Raw genomic sequence first — 20,549 nt, forward strand, 5'->3', positions numbered from 1 at the left:
GATGACGACGACGGATGCCTGGCGGATCGCCGCCGCCGTCGCCGACCCCGAGGTCCCGGTGCTGACCATCGAGGACCTGGGCGTGCTGCGCGCGGTCGAGTCCGACGGCGCGCGGGTGCGCGTCGACATCACCCCCACCTACAGCGGATGCCCCGCGATGGACACGATCCGCGACGACGTGATCCTGGCGCTCACCGCGGCGGGCTTCGGCGAGGTCGAGGTGCGGCTCGTGCTCGCCCCGGCCTGGACGACGGACTGGATGTCGGATGCCGGCAAGCGCAAGCTCGAACGCTACGGCATCGCCCCTCCGACCGGTCGCGCGGCGGTGCACGACGGACCCATCCCTCTCACGCTGAGCGTGCGCTGCCCGCGATGCGGATCGCTCGACACCCGGGAGGTGTCGCGGTTCGGTTCCACCTCGTGCAAGGCGCTGTTCGAGTGCCGCGCCTGCCTCGAGCCCTTCGACCATTTCAAGGTGCACTGATGTCGCTGTTCGCGCCCGCCACGGCATCCGCTCCCCCGGCCCCGCCCCGCGAGGTGCCGAAGGCGCGTCGACGCGCCCGCTTCCACACGCTCGTCGTCGAGGCCGTGCGCCCGCTCACCGACGACGCGGTCGAGGTGACATTCACGGTGCCGGCCGCGCTCGCCGGCGAGTACGACCACCTGCCCGGCCAGTACGTCGCGCTGCGCACCGTGCTCGACGGGGTCGAGGTGCGTAGGTCGTACTCCCTGTGCCGTGCTCCCGAGCATCGCGCCGACGGCGCCGACACCCGGCTGAGCGTGGCGGTCAAGCGCGACGAGGGCGGGCGGTTCTCGACCTGGGCGCAGAGCGGTCTGAAGCCGGGGTTCGAGATCGACGTGATGAGTCCGCAGGGCACCTTCACCTCGGCCCTGCCCGACCTCGATCACCGGCACGTGGTGGGCATCGCCGCCGGCTCCGGCATCACCCCGCTGATGGCCCTGGCGCACACGGTGCTGTCGCGGTCGGACACCGCGCAGTTCACCCTGCTGTACACGAACCGGTCGACGCTCGACGTGATGTTCCTCGAGGAGCTCGCCGATCTGAAGGACCGCTACCCCACCCGCCTCACTCTGCACCACGTGCTCTCGCGCGAGCAGCGCACCGCTCCCGTGCTGTCGGGCCGCATCGACGAGCCGAAGCTGCGCACGATCCTCACGACCCTCCTCCCGCCCGACGACGTCGACGAGTGGTTCCTGTGCGGGCCGCTCGCCCTGGTCGACCTCTGCCGCGAGGTCCTGGCCGATGTCGGCGTGGGCAGCGAGCACATCCGCTTCGAGCTGTTCACGACCGGCGACGAGCCCGCCCGTGCCGCACGACCGGTGCAGGTGCGGGCGGGTGAGCGCACGACCACGATCGAGGTGACGCTCGACGGCGTCTCGTCGACGGTCGAGAGCCCCGTGGATGCGCACGAGTCGGTGCTGAACGCGGCGCTGCGCGTGCGACCCGACGCCCCCTTCGCCTGCGCGGGCGGGGTGTGCGGCACCTGTCGGGCCCGGGTCGTCGAGGGCAGCGTCACGATGACCGAGAACTATGCGCTCGAGCCCGACGAGATCGAGCGCGGGTTCGTGCTCACCTGCCAGTCCCATCCGACCAGCGACCGCGTCGTCGTCGACTACGACGTGTGAGGGAGAACGGACCGATGATCGATCTCCGCATCGCCGACGACGTCGCCCACGTCACCCTGCGCGCTCCCGAGCGTCTGAACGCGCTCGACGAGCAGGCGCTCCACGGCCTCGATGCCGCGTACGCCGAGGCCGAGACGGCGGGTGTGCGCGCGCTCGTGCTGAGCGGAGAGGGGCGCGCGTTCTGCGCGGGACGGGACATCTCGGGCGTGGATCCGCGCGACGACGACGTGATCGGGTACCTGGGCGGGCTCGTCGCCCCGCTCCTGCAGCGGATGTCGCGCTTTCCCGCGCCCACGTTCGCGGCTGCCCACGGCGCCTGCCTCGGCGTCGGCCTCGGCCTGCTGATCGCCACCGATGTCGTGTACGTCGCGGAGTCGGCGAAGATCGGCTCGCCGTTCGCCGCTCTCGGCGCGACCCTCGACTCCGGCGGGCATGCCCTCTTCCTCGATCGCCTGGGCGCGCACCGCACCCTCGACCTCATCTACACGGGACGCCTGATGACCGGCGTCGAGGCCGTGACCGCGGGACTCTTCTCGCGGGTGCTGCCCGACGACGAGGTGCACGAGGCGACGAGGGATGCCGCGGCGACGGCCGCCCTCGGACCGACGGCCGCGTTCGTCGCCAGCAAACGCCTCGTGGCGCGCATCCGCGACGAGCGGCTGGCGCTGTGGGAGTCGGTCGAGCTCGAGAACGCGGCGCAGGCGGAGCTCGGCGACACCGATGATTACCGCGAGGGATTCGCGGCGTTCCAGCAGAAGCGGAAGCCGCGGTTCCGCGGGCGGTGAGGCGGCGGACGATGAGGCGGCGGACGGTGAGGCGGCGGGAGCGCGTGCCGGCACGCCGGTGAACGGGGGTGCCGCTGAGCCGGTGACCCCGGGTTGTCAACGCTCTGGCCGGATGTCGGTGCCCGGTGTGACACTTCGGAGATGATGCTCTCGCAGCTGGTCTCGACGACCGAGGAGGTCGCCGCCACGTCCTCGCGCCTGGCGAAGATCGACGCGCTTGCCCGGCTGCTGGTCCAGGCCGACGCCGACGAGATCGCGCCGCTGACCGGGCTCCTGCTCGCGACACCGCGGCAGGGGCGCCTCGGCATCGGATGGCGAGGAATGAGCGCCCTCGAGGTCTCCCACGCCGATGCCTCGACGCTCGCGATCACCGACGTCGATCAGGCGTTCGAGCGTCTCGCCGCGGCATCCGGAACCGGCTCCGCGAGCGTGCGCAGCAGCACCCTCCAGGCGCTGGCCGCACGGGCGACCGCGCCGGAGTGGGATTTCCTCACCCGGGCCATGCTCGGCGAGCTGCGCACCGGCGCGCTCGGCGGCGTGCTGCTCGACGCGATCGCCCGCGCCTCCGATCGTCCGGTGCCCGCCGTGCGCCGGGCCGCCATGCTGTCGGGAGACCTCGGCGAGACAGCGCTGATCGCACTCACCGGAAGCGCCGAATCGCTCGACGAGGTCGGGCTCCGCGTCGGTCGTCCCGTGCTGCCGATGCTCGCCGCCACCGCCGCGACCCCGACCGACGCCCTCGGCATCACGGGTGAGGCCTCGGTCGAGTACAAGCTCGACGGTGCCCGCATCCAGGTGCACCGCCACGGCGACGAGGTGTCGGTGTACACCCGCAGCCTCGCCGACATCACCCACCGCGTGCCCGAGCTCGTCGAGATCGTGCGTGCCCTGCCCGCGCACGACCTCATCCTCGACGGCGAGACGCTGGCCCTCGATGAAGACGGTGGGCCGCGTCCGTTCCAGGAGACGATGTCGCGGTTCGGGGCCGACGCCGCGCGCGAGCTCGCCCTGCGCCCGTGGTTCTTCGATCTGCTGCACGTCGACGGGCGTGACCTCATCGACGAGCCGCTGGGCGTGCGGCTCGCTGAGCTCGATCGGGTCGCCGGCCCCTGGCGCATCCCGGGAACGGTGACGGCCGATGCCGAGGCCGCCGAACGGGTCTCGCACGATGCCCTCGCCGCCGGCCACGAGGGCATCGTCGCCAAGGCCATCGACTCGCCGTACGCCGCGGGTCGCCGAGGCAAATCCTGGGTCAAGGTCAAGCCCGTGCTCACCTACGACCTCGTGGTGCTCGCGGCCGAATGGGGCTCGGGGCGCCGTCAGGGTCTGCTGTCGAACCTGCATCTCGGGGCACTCGATCCCGCCGGAGAATTCGGCGAACCCGGCGCTCTCGTCATGGTCGGCAAGACCTTCAAAGGGCTCACCGACGAACTGCTGCGCTGGCAGACCGCCACGTTCCCGACGCTCGAGACCCGACGAACGCAGGGCACCGTGTTCCTGCGGCCCGAACTGGTCGTCGAGATCGCGATCGACGGCGTACAGCGATCCCCGCGCTATCCCGGGGGCATCGCGCTGCGCTTCGCCCGCGTCAAGGGCTACCGCCCCGACAAGGCGCCGGGCGAGGCCGACACGATCCAGACGCTCCGCTCCCTGCTGCGGGAGTGAGGTGAGAAGAGCGCCGGCTACGGCATCCGCTCAGGCCGAAGGCGCGAGCCCGAGGTCCTCTTCGCGCACGGTTCCCTGGAACGACCACGGGAAGTTGATCCAGAGATCGGTGTCCTTCCAGGCGTAGTCGGGCTGGATGATGGTCGACGGCTTCGTGTAGATCGTGACCGAGCGCACGTCGGCGCCCTTGTCCTTCAGCAACTGAACCGCGAGGGCGAGGGTGCGGCCCGAGTCGGCGACGTCGTCGACGAGCAGCACGCGGCGCCCGTCGAGGTATGCCATGTCGAGCTCGGGCGGGAGCACCTCGGGGGCGTCGAGCACGGTGCCGATGCCGGTGTAGAACTCGACGTTGATCGCGCCGCAGTTCTTCGCGCCGAGACCGTACGCGATGGCGCCGGCGGGCAGGAGCCCTCCGCGGGCGATCGCGACGACGACCTCGGGCTCGAAGCCGCTGGCGAGGATGTCACGGGCAAGGTCGCGGGTGGCGGCGCCGAAGCCGTCCCAGGTGAGCGTCTCGCGCTCGTTCGATGCGTCAGTCACCCGATCCATTGTCCTCCATCGCGGCGATAGACTGACCACGTCCGGCCGCCCTGCGACCGGTGCCTGAAAAAGAGGCACGAAGCACTCCTCGCCGACGCGGGTGCGAGACACATACGGAACGTCGTTCTCCGTCCCTGTCTCGAAAGGCTTCGCCATGCCCTCCGTCTCCGCGCACGTCGCGCTCACCCTCGCCCAGCACATCGACGCCGTCTTCGGGGTGATGGGAAACGGCAACGCCTACTTCCTCGACGCGATCGAGACGCAGACGGATGCCGTCTTCACCGCCGTACGCCACGAACAGGGTGCCGTGGTCGCCGCCGACGCGCACTTCCGCGCCTCGGGCCGGATCGCCGCGGGCACCTCCACCTACGGCGCCGGATTCACGAACACGCTCACGGCGCTGGCGGAGGCGGTGCAGGCGCACGTGCCGCTCGTGCTCGTGGTCGGCGACGAGCCGACGTCCGGACCGCGTCCGTGGGACGTCGACCAGATCGCCCTCGCCTCGGCGGTCGGTGCGCGCACCTATACCGTGGGCCGCGCCGACGCGGCGGCGACGACCGTCATCGCGATCGAGCACGCGCTCACCTACCGCGTGCCCGTCGTGCTCGCGATCCCCTACGACGTCGCGGCGTTGGAGGCGGGGTCCGTCCCACCGGCGCCGGAGCCGCGGGTGCCGGCCCCGCTCGCACCGAGCGGGGAGTTCGCCGAGGGGATGCTCGACGAGATCGCCGCCGCTCTGTCCACGGCCGAGCGGCCGTTCCTGCTGGCCGGCCGCGGCGCCTGGCTATCGGGAGCGAGCGCCGCGCTGGGCGAGCTCGCAGCGTCCACCGGCGCGCTCACGGCATCCACCGCCCTCGGCCGCGGAGTCTTCCCCGACACTCGTTTCGACCTGGGCGTCACGGGCGGTTTCGGGGCCGAGGGCGCGATGGAGCTGATCCGCGAGGCCGATGTCGCCGTCGTGTTCGGCGCGGGACTGAACCAGTTCACGATGCGCTTCGGCGCGCTGTTCGCTCCCGGTACGAAGGTGTTCCAGATCGACATCGCTCCGGCGGCCACGCACGCCCACGTCGGCGGTTTCGTCCGGGCCGACGCACGTCTCGCGGCCGAGGCACTGGTGGAGCGGGTGACGGGTTCGATCGGTGCGCCATGGCGTGAGAGCGTCGACGTCACCGCCGCGCGGGCGTACGACCACGGCGACGATCTCGCCCCCGACGGGCGTCTCGACCCCCGCTCCGCGGCCCGGCGCATCGCCGCGCTGCTGCCCGAGGACCGCGTGGTCGTCTCGGACGGCGGGCATTTCATCGGCTGGGCGAACATGTACTGGCCGGTCGCCGCGCCCGACCGGATGATGATGATCGGCACGGCCTTCCAGTCGATCGGACAGGGCTGGCCGAGCGTCGTCGGTGCCGCTCTCGCCCGGCGCGACGCCACCGTCGTGCTCACCTCGGGCGACGGCGGCGGACTCATGGCGATCGCCGATCTCGAGTCCGCGGTACGTGCAGCCGCCGGTCGCGGGGCGGCGGTGATCTGGAACGACGCCGCCTACGGTGCCGAGGTCAACCTGTACGGATTGAAGGGGCTCGCCGAGGCGCCGATGCGCATTCCCGAGGTCGACTTCGCCGCCTTCGCCGCAGCGGTCGGCGCCGAGGGCGTCGTCGTGCGCACGCTCGCGGATCTCGATCGCCTGGAATCGTGGGCTGCCGAAGACCCCGCGACCCGCCGCTTCCTGCTGCTCGACCTGCGCATCTCGGGTGACGTGATCGCGCCGTACCAGCAGGAGATCATCCGCGTGAACTCGTAGGCGCGGCATCCGTTCGTTCCTGTCCGTTCGTTCCTGTCCGTTAGGCTCCGATCCATGCCCGAGAACCCCGAGATCCTGCGCTACAGCGCGTTCGCCGCGACGCCCGACGGCGGCAACCCCGCGGGCATCGTGCTCGACGCCGCAGGTCTCGACGACGAGCGGATGCGGCGGATCGCCGCCGACGTCGGATACTCCGAGACCGCCTTCGTCACGGAGCGTTCCGAGGTCGATGGGGTGCCGCATCACCGAGTGCGGTACTTCTCGCCAGGAGCTGAAGTGCCGTTCTGCGGTCACGCCACGGTGGCGACGGCGGTCGCCCTCGCCGAACGTGACGGGGCGGGAACGGTCGTATTCGAGACCGCGGCGGGGCCGGTGGCCCTGGAGTCGGTGGCGGATGCCGCGGGCGCGATCACCGTGTCCTTCACGAGCGTCGAGCCGCAGGTGCGCGAGCTCGACCCGGCGGTACGCGATCGCTTGCTGGACCTGCTGGGTCTCACCGTCGCCGACGTCGATCCGCGGTTCCCCGTGCAGGAGTCATTCGCCGGCAACTGGCATCCGATCGTCTTCGTCGCCGATCGGGAGCTGTTCCACCAGTTCCGCTTCCGTCCCGCCGACATCGCCGATCTGATGCGCGCGCAGGGCTGGCTCGGAACGGTGACGGTGATGCACGCACACGATTCGACCGCGTTCGAGGCTCGCAATCTCTTCCCGGTCGGACGCATCACCGAGGATCCGGCGACGGGATCCGCGGCGGCTTCGACCGGCGCGTATCTGCGGGAGCACGGATACGCAGGAGAGACGATTCGCATCCGCCAGGGCGCGCACGTCGGTCGGCCGAGTGAGTTGATCGTGACGATCCCGGAGTCCGGCGGCATCGTCGTGGCGGGCGGCGCCTTCCCGCTTCCCGCCGACGGTTCCTGAGCGGGCGCGGCGAGACTCTCGGTCCTGAGCGAGCGCAGCGAGCCTCCGGTTCCTGAGCGAGCGCAGCGAGCCTCCCGGTTCCTGAGCGAGCGCAGCGAGCCTCCCGGTTCCTGAGCGAGCGCAGCGAGCCTCCCGGTTCCTGAGCGAGCGCAGCGAGACGAAGGGCCGCGGCATTGCCGCACGACTTGGGTCCCTGAGCTTGTCGAAGGGCCCCACCCCGCATGCACTCGTTCTGCACCGCTGCCGTGTTGTTCCGAGTTCTCCACCGATCGCGTCGATACTGGCTGTGGCCTGGTGTTTTCGTATCGGAATGTCGGTGGCTACTGGTGGACTGGGGCGTATGAACAGCACCGCCGAGTTTCTGGATCGGGTCGCCGCCGACCTGGCCGCGGTGCTGCGCGCAGACGCGCTGGCGGGGTTGTCGGATGCCGAGAAGATGCAGGTGCTCCGCGCCGCGGGTGAGCTCGCCCGTCTCGTCGACGCCGTCGTGGTGGAGACGGTCGGATCGGTCCATCAACGCCCGGCGGGATCGGGAGAATTGGCGTTCTGCGGTCGGTTCGGATGCCGGACGATGAACGAACTCGTCCAACGCGTACTCCGCACCGACGCGGCCGGGGCGGCACGGGTCGTGAAAGCCGGGAAGATCGTCCGACGGGACCTGGACTTCTCCTCCGGTGCGCTGCTTCCCGCCCGGTGGCCCGCTATGCGGGAAGCGCTGCTGGATGGGGCGGTCGGGGTCGCGGGGCTGCTCGCCGCGACCGGCCCCGTGGAGCAGGCGGGGCCGCGGATCGGGTCAGCGGACCGGTTGCGGGCGGACGCCGAGTTGGCGGAGTACGCCCGGGGACTCGTCGCCGTCGAGGGCGACGGGGCTATGGACGGAGACCGTGGTGCCGATGCCGAGCGCGAGTTCGATTCGGGCCCGCCGGCCACCCCGGAAGACTTGAAGCTGTTGTCGCGGGTGATCGTGACCTACCTCGACCCGGACGGTGCGGAACCTGCCGAAGAACGCGCGATGCGCGCCCGCGGGATCGTCCTCGGCCGCGCGAAGGACGGGGTGATACCGATCCGCGGGTCACTGCTGCCGGAGACGGCGGGGCAATTGCAACGCATCTGGGACGCGTACCTGAACCCGAAGGTCGACGGACCACCCGCCCCCGCGACCCCGCTCCCGGATGCGGGCATGGCCGGTGGGGTGCGGTTCGCCCCCTCCGCTGAGGGAGCGACGATGGGCTCGGTCGATGACGCCCTGCTCGGTGAACCGCTTCCCCGGCTCAACGGCAACGCTCTGCCGTCCGACGATGCCCTGCCCTCGGGCGACCCTGGTGGGATGGTCGATGGGCGGTCCCGGGCGCAGAAGCAGCACGACGCCCTCGCCGCCGCCCTCGGAATCGCCGCCCGCCACAGTGACATGCCCTCCCTCGGCGGCGCCGCCCCGACCCTGGTCGTGTCCGTGACCGCGGAGGACTACGCGTCCGGGCGGGGATGGGCGCAGGTCGACGGCATCGACACCCCGGTCTCCCTCGCCACCGCCCGGCACACAGCGTGCGGTGGCAGCATCCAACGCGTCACCTCCGACCCCACCGGTCGCATCATCGGCATCGACACCACCGACCGGGTATTCACCGCCCACCAACGCCGCGCGATCACCCTCCGTGACCGCGAATGCCTCATCCCCGGCTGCCACGTCCCCGCCGCCTGGTGCGAGATCCACCACGTCACCGAACACTCCCGCGGCGGACCCACCACCACCGACAACGGCGTCACCCTCTGCTGGCACCACCACCGCACCCTCGACACCTCCGGCTGGGAGATACGCATGCACAACGGCACACCCCACGTCCGCGGACCCGCCTGGTGGGACCCCCACCAAAAATGGCGAACACCCCGACCCGCACCCCGCACCACCACCACCGCCGCCACCGAGACCGCGAGCTCGACCTCGACCGCGACCGCGACCTCAAGAGCGCCAGCGACACACCGGACACGAACACCGATCCGCGCATGAACACGGTCGAGCAGAAGGGTGTTCCCGGTGAGGACCGTGTCCGTCGCCCTGCCCCTGCACCAGCACCAGCACCAGCCCTGCGCCTGCCCCTGCACCTGCACCTGCACCTGCACCTGCACCTGCGCCTGCGCCTGCGCCTGCGAGAATCGATGCCATGCCCGGTCTCCACCACGTCGAAGTATGGGTCGCCGACCCCGAATCCGCTCGCCGCGACTGGGGATGGCTCCTCCCGCGGCTGGGTTTCTCACTGCAGCAGGAATGGCCGGAGGGTCAGACCTGGGCTGCCGACAGCGGGCCGTACCTCACGATCACGACCCCACCGGGCGTCGACGATCGAGGCCATGACCGCCGTCGCCCGGGCGTCAACCACCTCGCCTTCCAGGGAGGCACCGCAACGGCCGTCGACGCGATCATGTCGCTCGCCTCAGAGAACGGCTGGCGCCCGCTGTACCACGAGCGCTACCCCCACGCGGGCGGCCCCGACCACTACGCCGGATGGCTGGAGAATGCCGCAGGCTTCAAGGTCGAGATCGTCGCGGAAGGAGCCTGACCGCGCCCCTCAGCCCCGCGCCGCCAAAAATCCTCAGCCCTGCGCGCCGTAGTCGGGCAGCTCCTGCAGCGTCCAGGTGTTGCCGTCCGGGTCGTCGAACGACACGAACCGCCCCCAGTCGAGATCCTCGACGCCGCGGGCATCGACCCCGAGGCCCCGCAGGTGGGCGAGAGCCTCGTCGGCATCCGGAACGACGACCTGGATCGAGTTCTGCTGACCCGGCTCGAGATCCAGGCCCAGCCCGGTGCCGAACGCGATCGAGCACGCCGAGCCCGGCGGAGTCATCTGCACGAACCGCAGCCCCTCGGTCGGGGTCTGGTCGTGGTCGGCGTTGAAGCCGATCTTCACGTAGAAGTCCTTCGCGCGGTCGACATCCGACACCGGCACGAAGATGAGTTCGATCTTCCAGTCCATCACGCCACTCCTCAGGTCACGGCGGGCGTCATCGCCCGTCCGCATCCACGGTAGGCCGCACCTCCGACATTCGCCAGATCAGACCCTGGAGCAGGCAGGAGACAATGTCAGCCTCACCGCGCCTGCAGCATCCCTTCAGCCAGGAACTCCGCCAGCTCCCGCACGCCCGCTTCATCCAACGGCAGGATCGCGGCGACGTACTGGTCGGGTCGGACAACCACGACGACGCCGTCGCGCGACAGTCCCCGCTCGGCGAAGATGTCGACGTCGGTCCACTTGCTGGGCCCCGCCGCGTACACCTTCTCCCAGTCGACGAGACCGAGCGGCCCGGTCCGCGGCTGGAACAGCGCCGGCGTCGTCGTCACCTCGACGTCCTCGAAGGGCTGCTGATACACGGCCTTCACGTCGAACACGGCGTCCGCATCGGCATCCGCCGGGGTGAATCGCTCGAAGAGCGGTGCCGCAGCCTGCGCCCACGCAGCCAACCGTTCACCGGACGCGTCGCCGAAGGCGTAGACGCGCCACCGCCCGTCGGCGCGCGCGTGGTGTCCGAGGTGCACCACGTTCCCGTCGCCCACCCGCACGACCTCCGCAGATCGGAAACGCTTCCCGAGCGGGACGCCGGTGGCCAGTCCCTGATGCGCATCCGACCCGGTGATCATCGACGCCGAGTACTGCGTCATGAACCCCGACGGGAACTCGGCCGTCGCGAGGTAGTACGTCGCGAGCTCCTGCGGGTCCGAGATCTCCTCCGGCTTGCGCGCCATGAGGCTCGACCACTCGCGATCGAAGTCGATGAGCTGCTGCGCGACGGGCCGCCGCTCGGCGCCGTACGTCGCGAGCAGCGCCTCGGGCGCGCGGCCGGTGAGCACCGAACCGAGCTTCCACCCGAGGTTGAAGCCGTCCTGCATCGAGACGTTCATACCCTGCCCGGCCTTGGCGCTGTGCGTGTGGCAGGCGTCGCCGGTCAGGAACACCCGCGGCGAGCGCCCGGAATCCTCGGGGGCGTCGTCGAATCCGTCCGTCACGCGATGGCCGACCTCGTAGACGCTGTGCCACGCCACCTCGCGCACGTCGAGCGTGTACGGGTGCAGGATCGCATTCGCCCGACGGATGATCTCCTCGATCGGCGTCTGCCGCACGCGGTGGTCGTCGTCGTCCGCGACTTCGCCGAGGTCGATGTACATGCGACTGAGATAGCCGCCCTCCCGCGGGATGTGGAGGATGTTCCCGGCGCGCGAGTTGATCGCGCACTTGGTGCGCCAATCGGGGAAGTCGGTGTTCACCAGCACGTCCATGACGCCCCAGGCGTGCGCCGCGACGTCGCCCACATGGATCCGACCGATCGCCTCGCGCACACGACTGCGAGCACCGTCGCATCCGGCGACGTACTTCGCCCGGATGACCCGTTCCTCCCCCGTCCGCGCTCCTGCGACGTACCGCACGCGCACCTCGACCGGGTACCCGCCCTCGTTGTGCACGGTCAGCCCCTCGAATGCGACGCCGTAATCGGGCACGATGCGGGCGGGCCCGTCGGCGGCCGCCTCGGCGAAGTAGTCGAGCACGCGCGCCTGGTTGACGATCAGGTGCGGGAATTCGCAGATGTCGTAGGCGTAGTCGGCGGTGCGCGCCGTGCGCACGATGCCGGCGGCGTCGTCGGGATCGGGCCCCCAGAAGTTCATCCATCCGATGTTGTAGGCCTCGGCGGTGATGCGCTCGGCGAACCCGAACGCCTGGAAGGTCTCGACGCTGCGCGGCTGGATTCCGTCGGCCTGACCCAGCACGAGCCGTCCGTCGCGCTTCTCGATGATGCGGGTCGTCGCGCCCGGATACTGCGACATCTGCGCCGCGAGCAGCATCCCCGCCGGCCCCGAGCCGACGATGAGCACGTCGACCTCGTCGGGCAGGTCATCGGGTCGCTCGATACCCGTGCCCGCGGCATCCTGCACGCGCGGGTCGCCGGAGACATAGCCGTGGTGGTGGAACTGCATCGTCGTCGATTCCTTCCGAACTTCTCTCATTGTGCGCGGGTTCTGCGCTCCCGTCGCAGTTTCCGTCGGCCCGGGCGCACCGAGCCGACGGAAACTGCGATGGGACGGATCCGCGGGTCAGGCCCGGGCGAGTCCGTGGATCGGGCTCACGGCCTGCTCCTCCTCGTGATCCGGGCCGAGCGGAATGCCGGAACGGTCACGCAGCAGCAGCGTCGCGATGAGTCCGATCACGGTCATGCCGGCGAGGTACCAGGTGACGGCCTGCGTCGAACCGGTCGCCGACACGATGGCCGTCGCGATGGTCGGGGCGAACGCGCCTCCGGCGATGGCACCGATCGCGTACGAGATCGAGACGCCCGAGAAGCGGATGCTGGCCGGGAACAGCTCCGTGTACAGCGCCGCCTGCGGGCCGTACGTGAAGCCGAGGCCGATCGTGAGGATCGCGAGGCCCGCGAAGACGAGCCCGATCTCCCCGGTGTTCACGAGCGGGAACAGCGCGAACACGCCGCCGAGCTGCAGCACCCAGCCGATGATGTAGGTCGTGCGGCGGCCGATGCGGTCGCAGATCCAGCCCGCGACGAGCGTGCTGATCAGCCAGGTGACCGCCGATCCCGCGACGGCCCACAGCACCGGACCGCGCTCGAGCCCGATCGGACCCTCGGGGTTGGTCGTGTATCCCTGGATGTAGCCGCCGGTGGTCATGTAGCCGACGGCGTTGTTGCCCGCGAACACGAGCGCGGCGATGATCACGAGCAGCGCGTGCTTGCGGAACAGCTGCACGATCGGCATCTTCGCCTTCTCCTTGCGCTCCGCGAGTTCGGCGAACACCGGACTCTCCTCGACGCGGCGACGCACGTAGTAGCCCACGAGGATCAGCACGACGCTGAGCAGGAACGGTACGCGCCAGCCCCACGCGAGGAACTGGTCGCCCGGCGCGATCACCGTCATGAGCGCCATAACACCCGAGGCCAGCAGCAGACCGAGCGGAACACCGATCTGCGGCGAGGCGCCGAAGATGCCGCGCTTGGCGCGCGGGGCGTGCTCGACGGCCATGAGCACCGCGCCGCCCCACTCGCCGCCGGCCGAGATGCCCTGCAGGATGCGCAGCAGGACGAGCAGCACCGGGGCGGTGATGCCGATCGTCTCGTAGGTCGGCAGCAGTCCGATCAGCGCGGTCGCGAGACCCATGAGGATGAGCGTCCACATGAGCACCGTCTTGCGTCCGAGCTTGTCGCCGTAGTGGCCGGCGAGGAACGCTCCGAGCGGGCGGAAGAGGAAGCTCACACCGACCGTGGCGAACGCGATCAGGGCGCTGTCGGCGCCGAGCGGCGCGAAGAACAGCTGCCCGAACACGAGCCCGACGGCCGTGGCGTAGATGAAGAAGTCGTACCACTCGACGGTGGTCCCGACCACCGTGGCGAAGACGACGCGGCGACGGTCGGCCGCCGTCGCGATGGTTCCGGTGGGTGTGAAACCCGCCTGTGACTGACCGCTCATGCGGTGTCTCCTTTGTTCGTGACTGCATTGTCACGGCGTGCATCCGAGTCGCGGTCGGAGGTGCTTGCCGGGGGTGGAAGCGATGATATATGATTTCGGATACGACGCACAAGGTGTCGGAGAAAGCGCGAGGAGGCGCCCCGTGACGGATACCATCGCCCGCCCCGGCAAGATCATCGCGATCCATCTGAGCTACGCCTCCCGGGCCGACCAGCGCGGGCGTCGCCCCGCCGCCCCCTCGTACTTCTTCAAGCCGTCCAGTTCCGTCGGGGTCTCGGGCGGCACGGTCGAGCGTCCCGCGGGCACCGAGTTGCTCGCGTTCGAGGGCGAGATCGCGCTCGTCATCGGCACCCCCGCCCGGCGGGTGGCGCTGGCGGATGCCTGGACGCACGTCGCGTGGGTCACGGCGTCGAACGACCTCGGCCTCTACGACCTGCGAGCGAACGACAAGGGATCGAACGTGCGCTCGAAGGGCGGCGACGGCTACACACCCCTCGGACCGCACCTCATCGACGCCCGCACGGTCGACCCGACGGCGCTGCGCGTGCGCGCCTGGGTCAACGGCGAACTCCGCCAGGACGACACGACGGCCGGGCTGATCTTCCCGCTCGCGCAGCTCGTCGCCGACCTGTCGCAGCACTTCACGCTCGAGCCCGGCGACGTGATCCTCACCGGCACTCCGGCCGGGTCATCCGTCATCGTCCCCGGCGACGTGGTCGAGATCGAGGTGGATGCTCCCGACGCTTCGGGCTCGCCCACCTCGGGCCGGCTCGTCACGACCGTCACGCAGGGCCACGTCGCCTTCGACGAGACGGTCGGGTCGCTCCCCGCGGTCGACGACTTGCAGCGCACCGAGGCCTGGGGCTCCGCCGAGGCCGCCGGTCTCGTGGCGGTCCCTTCGTCTCGTCGCGATGCTCTTCGCTCAGGAACCGAGGAGGGAAGGAACCCGGTTCCTGAGCGAGCGAAGCGAGACGAAGGGCCCACACTCTCCCCCGCCCTCCGCGCGAAGCTCCTCGAGGCCCCGACCGCCGGGCTCTCGGCCCAGCTGCGCAAGCGCGGCCACCACTCGTGCTTCATCGACGGCGTCACCGCGAACATCCCGGGCTCGAAGATCGTCGGCACCGCGAAGACGCTGCGCTTCGTCCCCTTCCGCGAAGACCTCTTCGCGAGCCACGGCGGCGGCTACAACGCCCAGAAGCGCGCGTTCGACGCCGTCGAGGAGGGCGAGGTCATCGTGATCGAGGCGCGCGGCGATGCATCCACCGGCACGCTCGGCGACATCCTCGCCCTGCGCGCCCGCACCAGAGGCGCGGCCGGCGTCGTCACCGACGGCGGCGTGCGCGACTTCGACCAGGTCGCAGAGATCGGCCTCCCCGTCTTCTCGCAGGGCGCGCACCCCTCGGTGCTCGGTCGCCGGCACGTGCCCTGGGAGGTCGACGTCACGATCGCCTGCGGCGGGGCGTCCGTGCAGCCCGGCGACATCGTCGTGGGCGATGGTGACGGCGTGATCGTGATCCCGCCCGCCCTCGCCGAGGAGATCGCGGACGCCGCGATCGCCCAGGAGCACGAGGATGCGTGGATCGCGACGCAGGTCGAAGCGGGGCATCCCGTCGACGGCCTGTTCCCCCTGAACGCCGAATGGCGCGCCCGGTACGAGGCGGAGACCGCCCCGCAGAACGAGACGGCCCCGCACACCGAGACGGGCACGAACGCATGACGACCACCGCCGCCAGCAAGTCCGAGGTCGCGTACGAGTGGATCCGCTCGCGCATCACCGGGCACATGTTCAGTCCCGGCTACCGCCTGGTGCTCGGCTCGATCGCCGACGACCTGAAGATGAGCGTCGTGCCCGTGCGCGAAGCCATCCGCCGCCTCGAGGCCGAGGGACTCGTCACCTTCGAGCGCAACGTCGGCGCCCGGGTCACGCTCGTCGACGAGAGCGAGTACGCCCACACGATGCAGACGCTGGGCATCGTCGAGGGGTCGGCGACCGCGCTCTCCGCCCCGCTGCTCGATGACGACGCCCTCGACGAGGCGGCCCGAATCAACGACCGCATGGCCCGGATGCTCGACCACCTCGACGCCCACGCCTTCACCGAGCTCAACCGGCAGTTCCACTCCGTGCTGTTCGAGCCGTGCCCGAACCCGCATCTGCTCGACCTCGTGCACCGCGGGTGGTCGCGGCTCTCCGGCATCCGCGATTCGACCTTCGCGTCGATCCCGGGCCGCGCCCAGCACTCCGTCGAGGAGCACACCGAGATCCTCGACCTCATCCGAGCGGGCGCCGATCCGCTCGAGATCGAACTCGCCGCCCGCAACCACCGCTGGCGCACGATGGACGCGTTCCTCGACGCACTGCACACCCGCACCGCCCCGACGACCGGAGACCAGTCATGACCGATCCGCGCATTCCCGCCGACCTGCCCGACCACATCCAGCACTACATCGACGGCGCCTTCGTCGACTCGGTCGACGGCGACACCTTCGACGTGCTCGACCCCGTGACGAACACGACCTACACGACGGCATCCGCGGGCAAGAAGGCCGACATCGACCGGGCCGTCGCCGCCGCCCGCCGCGCGTTCACCGAGGGCCCCTGGCCGCGGATGCTCCCCCGCGAGCGCTCCCGCGTGCTGCACCGCATCGCCGACATCGTCGAGTCGCGCGATGCCCGCCTCGCCGAGCTGGAGTCGTACGATTCGGGCCTCCCGATCACGCAGGCGCTGGGCCAGGCCCGCCGCGCGGCCGAGAACTTCCGCTTCTTCGCCGACCTGATCGTCGCGCAGTCCGACGACGCCTTCAAGGTGCCCGGTCGTCAGATGAACTACGTCAACCGCAAGCCGATCGGCGTCGCGGGTCTCATCACCCCGTGGAACACGCCGTTCATGCTCGAGTCGTGGAAGCTCGGCCCGGCCCTCGCGACCGGCAACACGGTGGTGCTCAAGCCCGCCGAGTTCACGCCCCTGTCGGCGTCGCTCTGGGCCGGGATCTTCGAGGAGGCGGGCCTGCCGCAGGGCGTCTTCAATCTCGTCAACGGGCTCGGTGAGGATGCGGGTGACGCGTTGGTGAAGCATCCGGACGTGCCCCTCATCTCGTTCACCGGCGAGAGCCGCACCGGGCAGATCATCTTCGGCAACGCCGCCCCCTTCCTCAAGGGCCTGTCGATGGAGCTCGGCGGCAAGTCGCCCGCCGTGGTCTTCGCGGATGCCGATCTCGAGGCCGCGGTGGATGCGACGATCTTCGGCGTCTTCTCGCTCAACGGCGAGCGCTGCACGGCCGGCTCACGGATCCTCGTCGAACGCGCGATCTACGAGGAGTTCGTCGAGCGCTATGCGGCGCAGGCGAAGCGCGTGAAGGTCGGCTACCCGCACGACCCGACGACCGAGGTGGGCGCACTCGTCCACCCCGAGCACTACGACAAGGTGATGAGCTACGTACGTGTAGGCAAGACCGAGGGCCGGCTCGTCGCCGGCGGCGGGCGCCCCGAGGGGTTCGACGAGGGCAACTTCGTCGCCCCGACCGTCTTCGCCGATGTCGCCCCCGACGCCCGCATCTTCCAGGAGGAGATCTTCGGCCCCGTGGTCGCGATCACCCCGTTCGACTCCGACGACGAGGCGCTCGCGCTCGCGAACGACACGAAGTACGGCCTCGCCGCCTACATCTGGACGAACGATCTGAAGCGCGCCCACAACTTCGCGCAGTCGGTCGAGGCGGGCATGGTGTGGCTGAACAGCAACAACGTGCGCGACCTGCGCACCCCCTTCGGCGGCGTGAAGGCCTCGGGCCTCGGCCACGAGGGCGGCTACCGCTCGATCGACTTCTACACCGACCAGCAGAGCGTGCACATCACGCTCGGCGGCGCCCACAACCCCACCTTCGGCAAGAACTGACCCCCTCCTGTCACGCAGGAATCGACAGCAAGGACGCTGACATGACCGACAAGACGCAGAAGACTCTCACCTCCTCCGGCTACTACGTGTCGCAGGAGGCACCGATCCACTCCGACAACCCGGTCGCGACGCCGACCAGCACGCCGCCCGACATCCTGCGCTGCGCCTACATGGAACTCGTGGTCACCGACCTCGCCGCCTCGCGTCAGTTCTACGTCGACGTGCTCGGGCTGTACGTGACCGCCGAAGACGACGACGCGATCTATCTGCGCTCGACCGAGGAGTTCATCCACCACAACCTCGTCCTGCGCCGGGGGCCGATCGCCGCCGTCGCCGCGTTCTCGTACCGGGTGCGCAGCGCGGAAGATCTCGACCGCGCCGTCGCCTTCTACGCCGAGCTCGGCTGCGACGTGCGCCGCGAGCCGAACGGCTTCGTGCAGGGCATCGGCGACTCGGTGCGCGTGGTCGACCCGCTCGGCTTCCCCTACGAGTTCTTCTTCGAGACCACCCACGTCGAGCGCCTCTCGTGGCGCTACGACCTGCACACCCCGGGCGAGCTCGTGCGCCTCGACCACTTCAATCAGGTCACCCCCGACGTGCCCCGCGCGGTGCGCCACTACCAGGACCTCGGTTTCCGCGTCACGGAGGACATCCAGGACGACGAGGGCACCGTGTACGCCGCATGGATGCGCCGCAAGCCCACCGTGCACGACACCGCGGCGACCGGCGGAGACGGGCCCCGCATGCACCACGTCGCGTTCGCCACGCACGAGAAGCACAACATCCTCGCGATCTGCGACAAGCTCGGCGCGCTCCGCCGCTCGGACGCGATCGAGCGAGGACCCGGTCGCCACGGCGTCTCGAACGCCTTCTACCTCTACCTGCGCGACCCCGACGGACACCGCGTCGAGATCTACACGCAGGACTACTACACCGGTGACCCCGACAACCCCGTCATCACGTGGGACGTGCACGACAACCAGCGTCGCGACTGGTGGGGCAACCCCGTCGTGCCCTCCTGGTACACCGAGGCGTCGCTCGTGCTCGACCTCGACGGCAACCCTCAGCCCGTCGTCGCCCGCACCGACTCCAGCGAGATGGCGGTGACGATCGGCGCCGACGGCTTCTCGTACACGCGGCCGGACGAGGGCGAGGCATCGATGCCCGAGTACAAGCAGGGCGAGTACAAGCTCGGCCACCAGCTGTAGGAGATGCGGATGCTGTCAGCAGAGGTCATCGCGCAGATCGCCGCAGAATTGGCCCGGGCCGACCGGGAGCACACGGTGATCCCCCGGATCACGTCTCGTTGGCCCGAGGCGACGATCGAGGACTCCTACGCGATCCAGGGCGTGTGGCGCGACACGCAGGTCGCCGCGGGCCGCACGCTCGTGGGCCGCAAGATCGGACTGACGTCGAAGGCCATGCAGCAGGCGACGGGCATCACCGAGCCCGATTACGGGGTGATGTTCGACGACACGGTGCACGAGTCCGGCGCCGAGATCCCCGTCGACCACTTCTCGAACGTGCGCATCGAGGTCGAACTCGCGTTCGTGCTCAAGCATCCGCTCGAGGGCCCCGACTGCACGCTCGACGACGCGCTCGCGGCGATCGACTACGCGGTCCCCGCGCTCGAGGTGCTCAACTCGCACATCGAGCTCGAGGGCCGCACGATCGTCGACACGATCAGCGACAACGCCGCCTACGGGGCGATGGTGCTCGGCTCGGTGCGCAAGCGTCCCGATGAGATCGATCTGCGCTGGGTGCCCGGCGTGCTGTCGCGCAACGGCGAGATCGAGGAGACCGGCGTCGCCGCGGGCGTGCTCGGTCACCCGGCCACCGGCGTCGCGTGGCTCGCGAACAAGTTCCACCAGCACGGCGCGCGCCTGGAGGCCGGCGAGATCATCCTGGCAGGATCGTTCACACGCCCGATGTGGGTGTCGCGCGGTGACGAGGTGCTGTGCGACTACGGACCGATGGGAACGATCGCATGCCGCTTCATCTAGATCCCTCCTTCCGCGACCGGCTCGCGGCATCCGATCGCCCGCTCGTGGGCATGTGGGTGTGCTCGGGCAGCCCGCTGCTCGCCGAGGTCGCCGCGGGCTCCGGCCTCGACTGGCTGCTGATCGACATGGAGCACTCCGCCAACACCCTCGATTCGGTTCTCCTGCAGCTGCAGGCGGTCGCCGCGTATCCGGTGACGCCGGTCGTGCGCGCCCCGGCCAACGACGTCGTGGCGCTCAAGCAGATCCTCGACCTCGGCGCGCAGAACGTGATCGTGCCGATGGTGTCGTCCGCCGAGGAGGCGCGGGCCGCGGTCGCCGCCACCCGCTACCCGCCGGAGGGCGTGCGGGGTGTCGGCAGCGCCCTCGCCCGCAGTGCGCGCTGGAACCGCGTCGACGGCTACCTGCGCGATTCGGCGCAGCACACGTCGCTCACGGTGCAGATCGAGACCGCGGCGGGCGTCGAGGCGGCGGGCGAGATCGCCGCCGTCGACGGGGTGGATGCCGTGTTCGTCGGCCCGTCAGACCTCTCGGCCTCGATGGGCCTGCTGGGTCAGCAGACGCATCCGGATGTCGTCGCCGCCGTCGAGCGCGTCTTCGCCGCGGCGAAGGCGGCCGGAACCCCGGTCGGGGTGAACGCCTTCGATCCGGTGGCTGCCGAGGCCTACCTCGCCGCCGGCGCCGACTTCGTGGCCGTCGGTGCCGACGTGGCGCTGCTCGCGCGGGCATCCGAGGCTCTCGCCGCGCGGTTCATCGCCTCGGGTGGATCGGATGCTCCGGACCGGGGTGAGAAACAGAGCTACTGACTGGCGGATTCATAGACTCAGCCACGAAACTGTTCGC

General features: G+C 70.3%; 18 protein-coding genes. 14 read left to right on the forward strand and 4 right to left on the reverse strand.

Going from position 1 to position 20,549, the window contains the following annotated elements; translation table 11 throughout:
- Position 1 precedes the first annotated feature (1 nt).
- From paaD to KZC52_RS05730, 4 genes are all read left to right on the forward strand, one after another.
- Positions 2–484, forward strand: coding sequence for a 1,2-phenylacetyl-CoA epoxidase subunit PaaD (gene paaD / locus KZC52_RS05715; protein WP_247623087.1), 483 nt, complete (start codon positions 2–4; stop codon positions 482–484).
- Positions 484–1,647, forward strand: a complete 1,164-nt coding sequence (gene paaE, locus KZC52_RS05720) for a 1,2-phenylacetyl-CoA epoxidase subunit PaaE (protein ID WP_247623088.1) — start codon at positions 484–486, stop codon at positions 1,645–1,647. The genes paaD and paaE overlap by 1 nt, the downstream gene beginning before the upstream one ends.
- Before the next feature lie 14 nt (positions 1,648–1,661).
- Entirely contained in the window at positions 1,662–2,432 is a 771-nt protein-coding gene (locus KZC52_RS05725; protein ID WP_247623089.1) for an enoyl-CoA hydratase/isomerase family protein, read from the forward strand.
- A gap of 141 nt (positions 2,433–2,573) precedes the next feature.
- Positions 2,574–4,097, forward strand: a complete 1,524-nt coding sequence (locus tag KZC52_RS05730; protein WP_247623090.1) for an ATP-dependent DNA ligase — start codon at positions 2,574–2,576, stop codon at positions 4,095–4,097.
- 30 nt (positions 4,098–4,127) lie between these two features.
- Here KZC52_RS05730 and KZC52_RS05735 read toward each other — a convergent pair whose 3' ends face one another.
- Complete coding sequence (locus KZC52_RS05735; protein WP_247623091.1) at positions 4,128–4,646, reverse strand: phosphoribosyltransferase; 519 nt, start codon at positions 4,644–4,646, stop codon at positions 4,128–4,130.
- 145 nt (positions 4,647–4,791) lie between these two features.
- Here KZC52_RS05735 and KZC52_RS05740 point away from each other — a divergent pair, with 145 nt between their 5' ends.
- The 4 genes from KZC52_RS05740 to KZC52_RS05755 all read left to right on the forward strand — a co-directional run bounded on the left by KZC52_RS05740 (position 4,792) and on the right by KZC52_RS05755 (position 9,914).
- On the forward strand, positions 4,792–6,438 hold the full coding sequence (locus tag KZC52_RS05740) for a thiamine pyrophosphate-binding protein (RefSeq protein WP_247623092.1): 1,647 nt from the start codon (positions 4,792–4,794) through the stop codon (positions 6,436–6,438).
- A gap of 54 nt (positions 6,439–6,492) precedes the next feature.
- On the forward strand, positions 6,493–7,359 hold the full coding sequence (locus KZC52_RS05745) for a PhzF family phenazine biosynthesis protein (RefSeq protein ID WP_247623093.1): 867 nt from the start codon (positions 6,493–6,495) through the stop codon (positions 7,357–7,359).
- 340 nt (positions 7,360–7,699) lie between these two features.
- Positions 7,700–9,364, forward strand: coding sequence for an HNH endonuclease signature motif containing protein (locus tag KZC52_RS05750; protein WP_247623094.1), 1,665 nt, complete (start codon positions 7,700–7,702; stop codon positions 9,362–9,364).
- 154 nt (positions 9,365–9,518) lie between these two features.
- Positions 9,519–9,914 carry a VOC family protein gene (locus KZC52_RS05755; RefSeq protein ID WP_247623095.1) on the forward strand — a complete coding sequence of 132 codons (396 nt, stop codon included), beginning with the start codon at positions 9,519–9,521 and terminating at the stop codon, positions 9,912–9,914.
- Positions 9,915–9,947: 33 nt separating this feature from the next.
- Here KZC52_RS05755 and KZC52_RS05760 read toward each other — a convergent pair whose 3' ends face one another.
- The 3 genes from KZC52_RS05760 to KZC52_RS05770 all read right to left on the reverse strand — a co-directional run bounded on the left by KZC52_RS05760 (position 9,948) and on the right by KZC52_RS05770 (position 13,816).
- Positions 9,948–10,328 (reverse strand): VOC family protein, encoded by a 381-nt coding sequence (locus KZC52_RS05760; RefSeq protein WP_247623096.1) that lies wholly within the window; start codon positions 10,326–10,328, stop codon positions 9,948–9,950.
- Positions 10,329–10,441: 113 nt separating this feature from the next.
- A complete protein-coding gene (locus KZC52_RS05765; protein ID WP_247623097.1) occupies positions 10,442–12,319 on the reverse strand; it encodes an FAD-dependent monooxygenase in 1,878 nt (625 codons plus the stop codon).
- 117 nt (positions 12,320–12,436) lie between these two features.
- Positions 12,437–13,816 carry an MFS transporter gene (locus KZC52_RS05770; RefSeq protein WP_247623098.1) on the reverse strand — a complete coding sequence of 460 codons (1,380 nt, stop codon included), beginning with the start codon at positions 13,814–13,816 and terminating at the stop codon, positions 12,437–12,439.
- Between the two features lie 142 nt (positions 13,817–13,958).
- On the opposite strand from KZC52_RS05770, the gene KZC52_RS05775 reads away from it, so the two are divergent.
- Genes KZC52_RS05775 through KZC52_RS05800 form a run of 6 tightly spaced genes read left to right on the forward strand, consistent with a single transcriptional unit; the run spans position 13,959 to position 20,512 of the window.
- A complete protein-coding gene (locus KZC52_RS05775; protein ID WP_247623099.1) occupies positions 13,959–15,533 on the forward strand; it encodes a fumarylacetoacetate hydrolase family protein in 1,575 nt (524 codons plus the stop codon).
- On the forward strand, positions 15,530–16,213 hold the full coding sequence (locus KZC52_RS05780) for a GntR family transcriptional regulator (RefSeq protein ID WP_247623100.1): 684 nt from the start codon (positions 15,530–15,532) through the stop codon (positions 16,211–16,213). The genes KZC52_RS05775 and KZC52_RS05780 overlap by 4 nt, the downstream gene beginning before the upstream one ends.
- The gene (gene hpaE / locus KZC52_RS05785; protein ID WP_247623101.1) at positions 16,210–17,706 is read left to right on the forward strand and encodes a 5-carboxymethyl-2-hydroxymuconate semialdehyde dehydrogenase; all 1,497 of its coding nucleotides are present in this window, start codon (positions 16,210–16,212) and stop codon (positions 17,704–17,706) included. Before KZC52_RS05780 ends, hpaE begins: the two co-directional genes overlap by 4 nt.
- 41 nt (positions 17,707–17,747) lie before the next feature.
- A complete protein-coding gene (gene hpaD, locus KZC52_RS05790) occupies positions 17,748–18,914 on the forward strand; it encodes a 3,4-dihydroxyphenylacetate 2,3-dioxygenase (protein WP_247623102.1) in 1,167 nt (388 codons plus the stop codon).
- Between the two features lie 9 nt (positions 18,915–18,923).
- Positions 18,924–19,709 (forward strand): 2-keto-4-pentenoate hydratase, encoded by a 786-nt coding sequence (locus KZC52_RS05795; RefSeq protein ID WP_247623103.1) that lies wholly within the window; start codon positions 18,924–18,926, stop codon positions 19,707–19,709.
- Complete coding sequence (locus KZC52_RS05800) at positions 19,694–20,512, forward strand: HpcH/HpaI aldolase family protein (RefSeq protein WP_247623104.1); 819 nt, start codon at positions 19,694–19,696, stop codon at positions 20,510–20,512. Before KZC52_RS05795 ends, KZC52_RS05800 begins: the two co-directional genes overlap by 16 nt.
- Positions 20,513–20,549 lie beyond the last annotated feature (37 nt).

Origin of the sequence: Microbacterium galbinum, from assembly GCF_023091225.1 — a bacterium.
Lineage (GTDB): Bacteria > Actinomycetota > Actinomycetes > Actinomycetales > Microbacteriaceae > Microbacterium > Microbacterium galbinum.

Bases quoted from the DNA above. Each gene is read 5' to 3' on its own strand.
- paaD (WP_247623087.1), top strand. From the start codon at position 2: ATGACGACGACGGATGCCTGGCGGATCGCCGCCGCCGTCGCCGACCCC.
- paaE (WP_247623088.1), top strand. From the start codon at position 484: ATGTCGCTGTTCGCGCCCGCCACGGCATCCGCTCCCCCGGCCCCGCCC.
- KZC52_RS05725 (WP_247623089.1), top strand. From the start codon at position 1,662: ATGATCGATCTCCGCATCGCCGACGACGTCGCCCACGTCACCCTGCGC.
- KZC52_RS05730 (WP_247623090.1), top strand. From the start codon at position 2,574: ATGATGCTCTCGCAGCTGGTCTCGACGACCGAGGAGGTCGCCGCCACG.
- KZC52_RS05735 (WP_247623091.1), bottom strand. From the start codon at position 4,646: ATGGATCGGGTGACTGACGCATCGAACGAGCGCGAGACGCTCACCTGG.
- KZC52_RS05740 (WP_247623092.1), top strand. From the start codon at position 4,792: ATGCCCTCCGTCTCCGCGCACGTCGCGCTCACCCTCGCCCAGCACATC.
- KZC52_RS05745 (WP_247623093.1), top strand. From the start codon at position 6,493: ATGCCCGAGAACCCCGAGATCCTGCGCTACAGCGCGTTCGCCGCGACG.
- KZC52_RS05750 (WP_247623094.1), top strand. From the start codon at position 7,700: ATGAACAGCACCGCCGAGTTTCTGGATCGGGTCGCCGCCGACCTGGCC.
- KZC52_RS05755 (WP_247623095.1), top strand. From the start codon at position 9,519: ATGCCCGGTCTCCACCACGTCGAAGTATGGGTCGCCGACCCCGAATCC.
- KZC52_RS05760 (WP_247623096.1), bottom strand. From the start codon at position 10,328: ATGGACTGGAAGATCGAACTCATCTTCGTGCCGGTGTCGGATGTCGAC.
- KZC52_RS05765 (WP_247623097.1), bottom strand. From the start codon at position 12,319: ATGCAGTTCCACCACCACGGCTATGTCTCCGGCGACCCGCGCGTGCAG.
- KZC52_RS05770 (WP_247623098.1), bottom strand. From the start codon at position 13,816: ATGAGCGGTCAGTCACAGGCGGGTTTCACACCCACCGGAACCATCGCG.
- KZC52_RS05780 (WP_247623100.1), top strand. From the start codon at position 15,530: ATGACGACCACCGCCGCCAGCAAGTCCGAGGTCGCGTACGAGTGGATC.
- hpaE (WP_247623101.1), top strand. From the start codon at position 16,210: ATGACCGATCCGCGCATTCCCGCCGACCTGCCCGACCACATCCAGCAC.
- hpaD (WP_247623102.1), top strand. From the start codon at position 17,748: ATGACCGACAAGACGCAGAAGACTCTCACCTCCTCCGGCTACTACGTG.
- KZC52_RS05795 (WP_247623103.1), top strand. From the start codon at position 18,924: ATGCTGTCAGCAGAGGTCATCGCGCAGATCGCCGCAGAATTGGCCCGG.
- KZC52_RS05800 (WP_247623104.1), top strand. From the start codon at position 19,694: ATGCCGCTTCATCTAGATCCCTCCTTCCGCGACCGGCTCGCGGCATCC.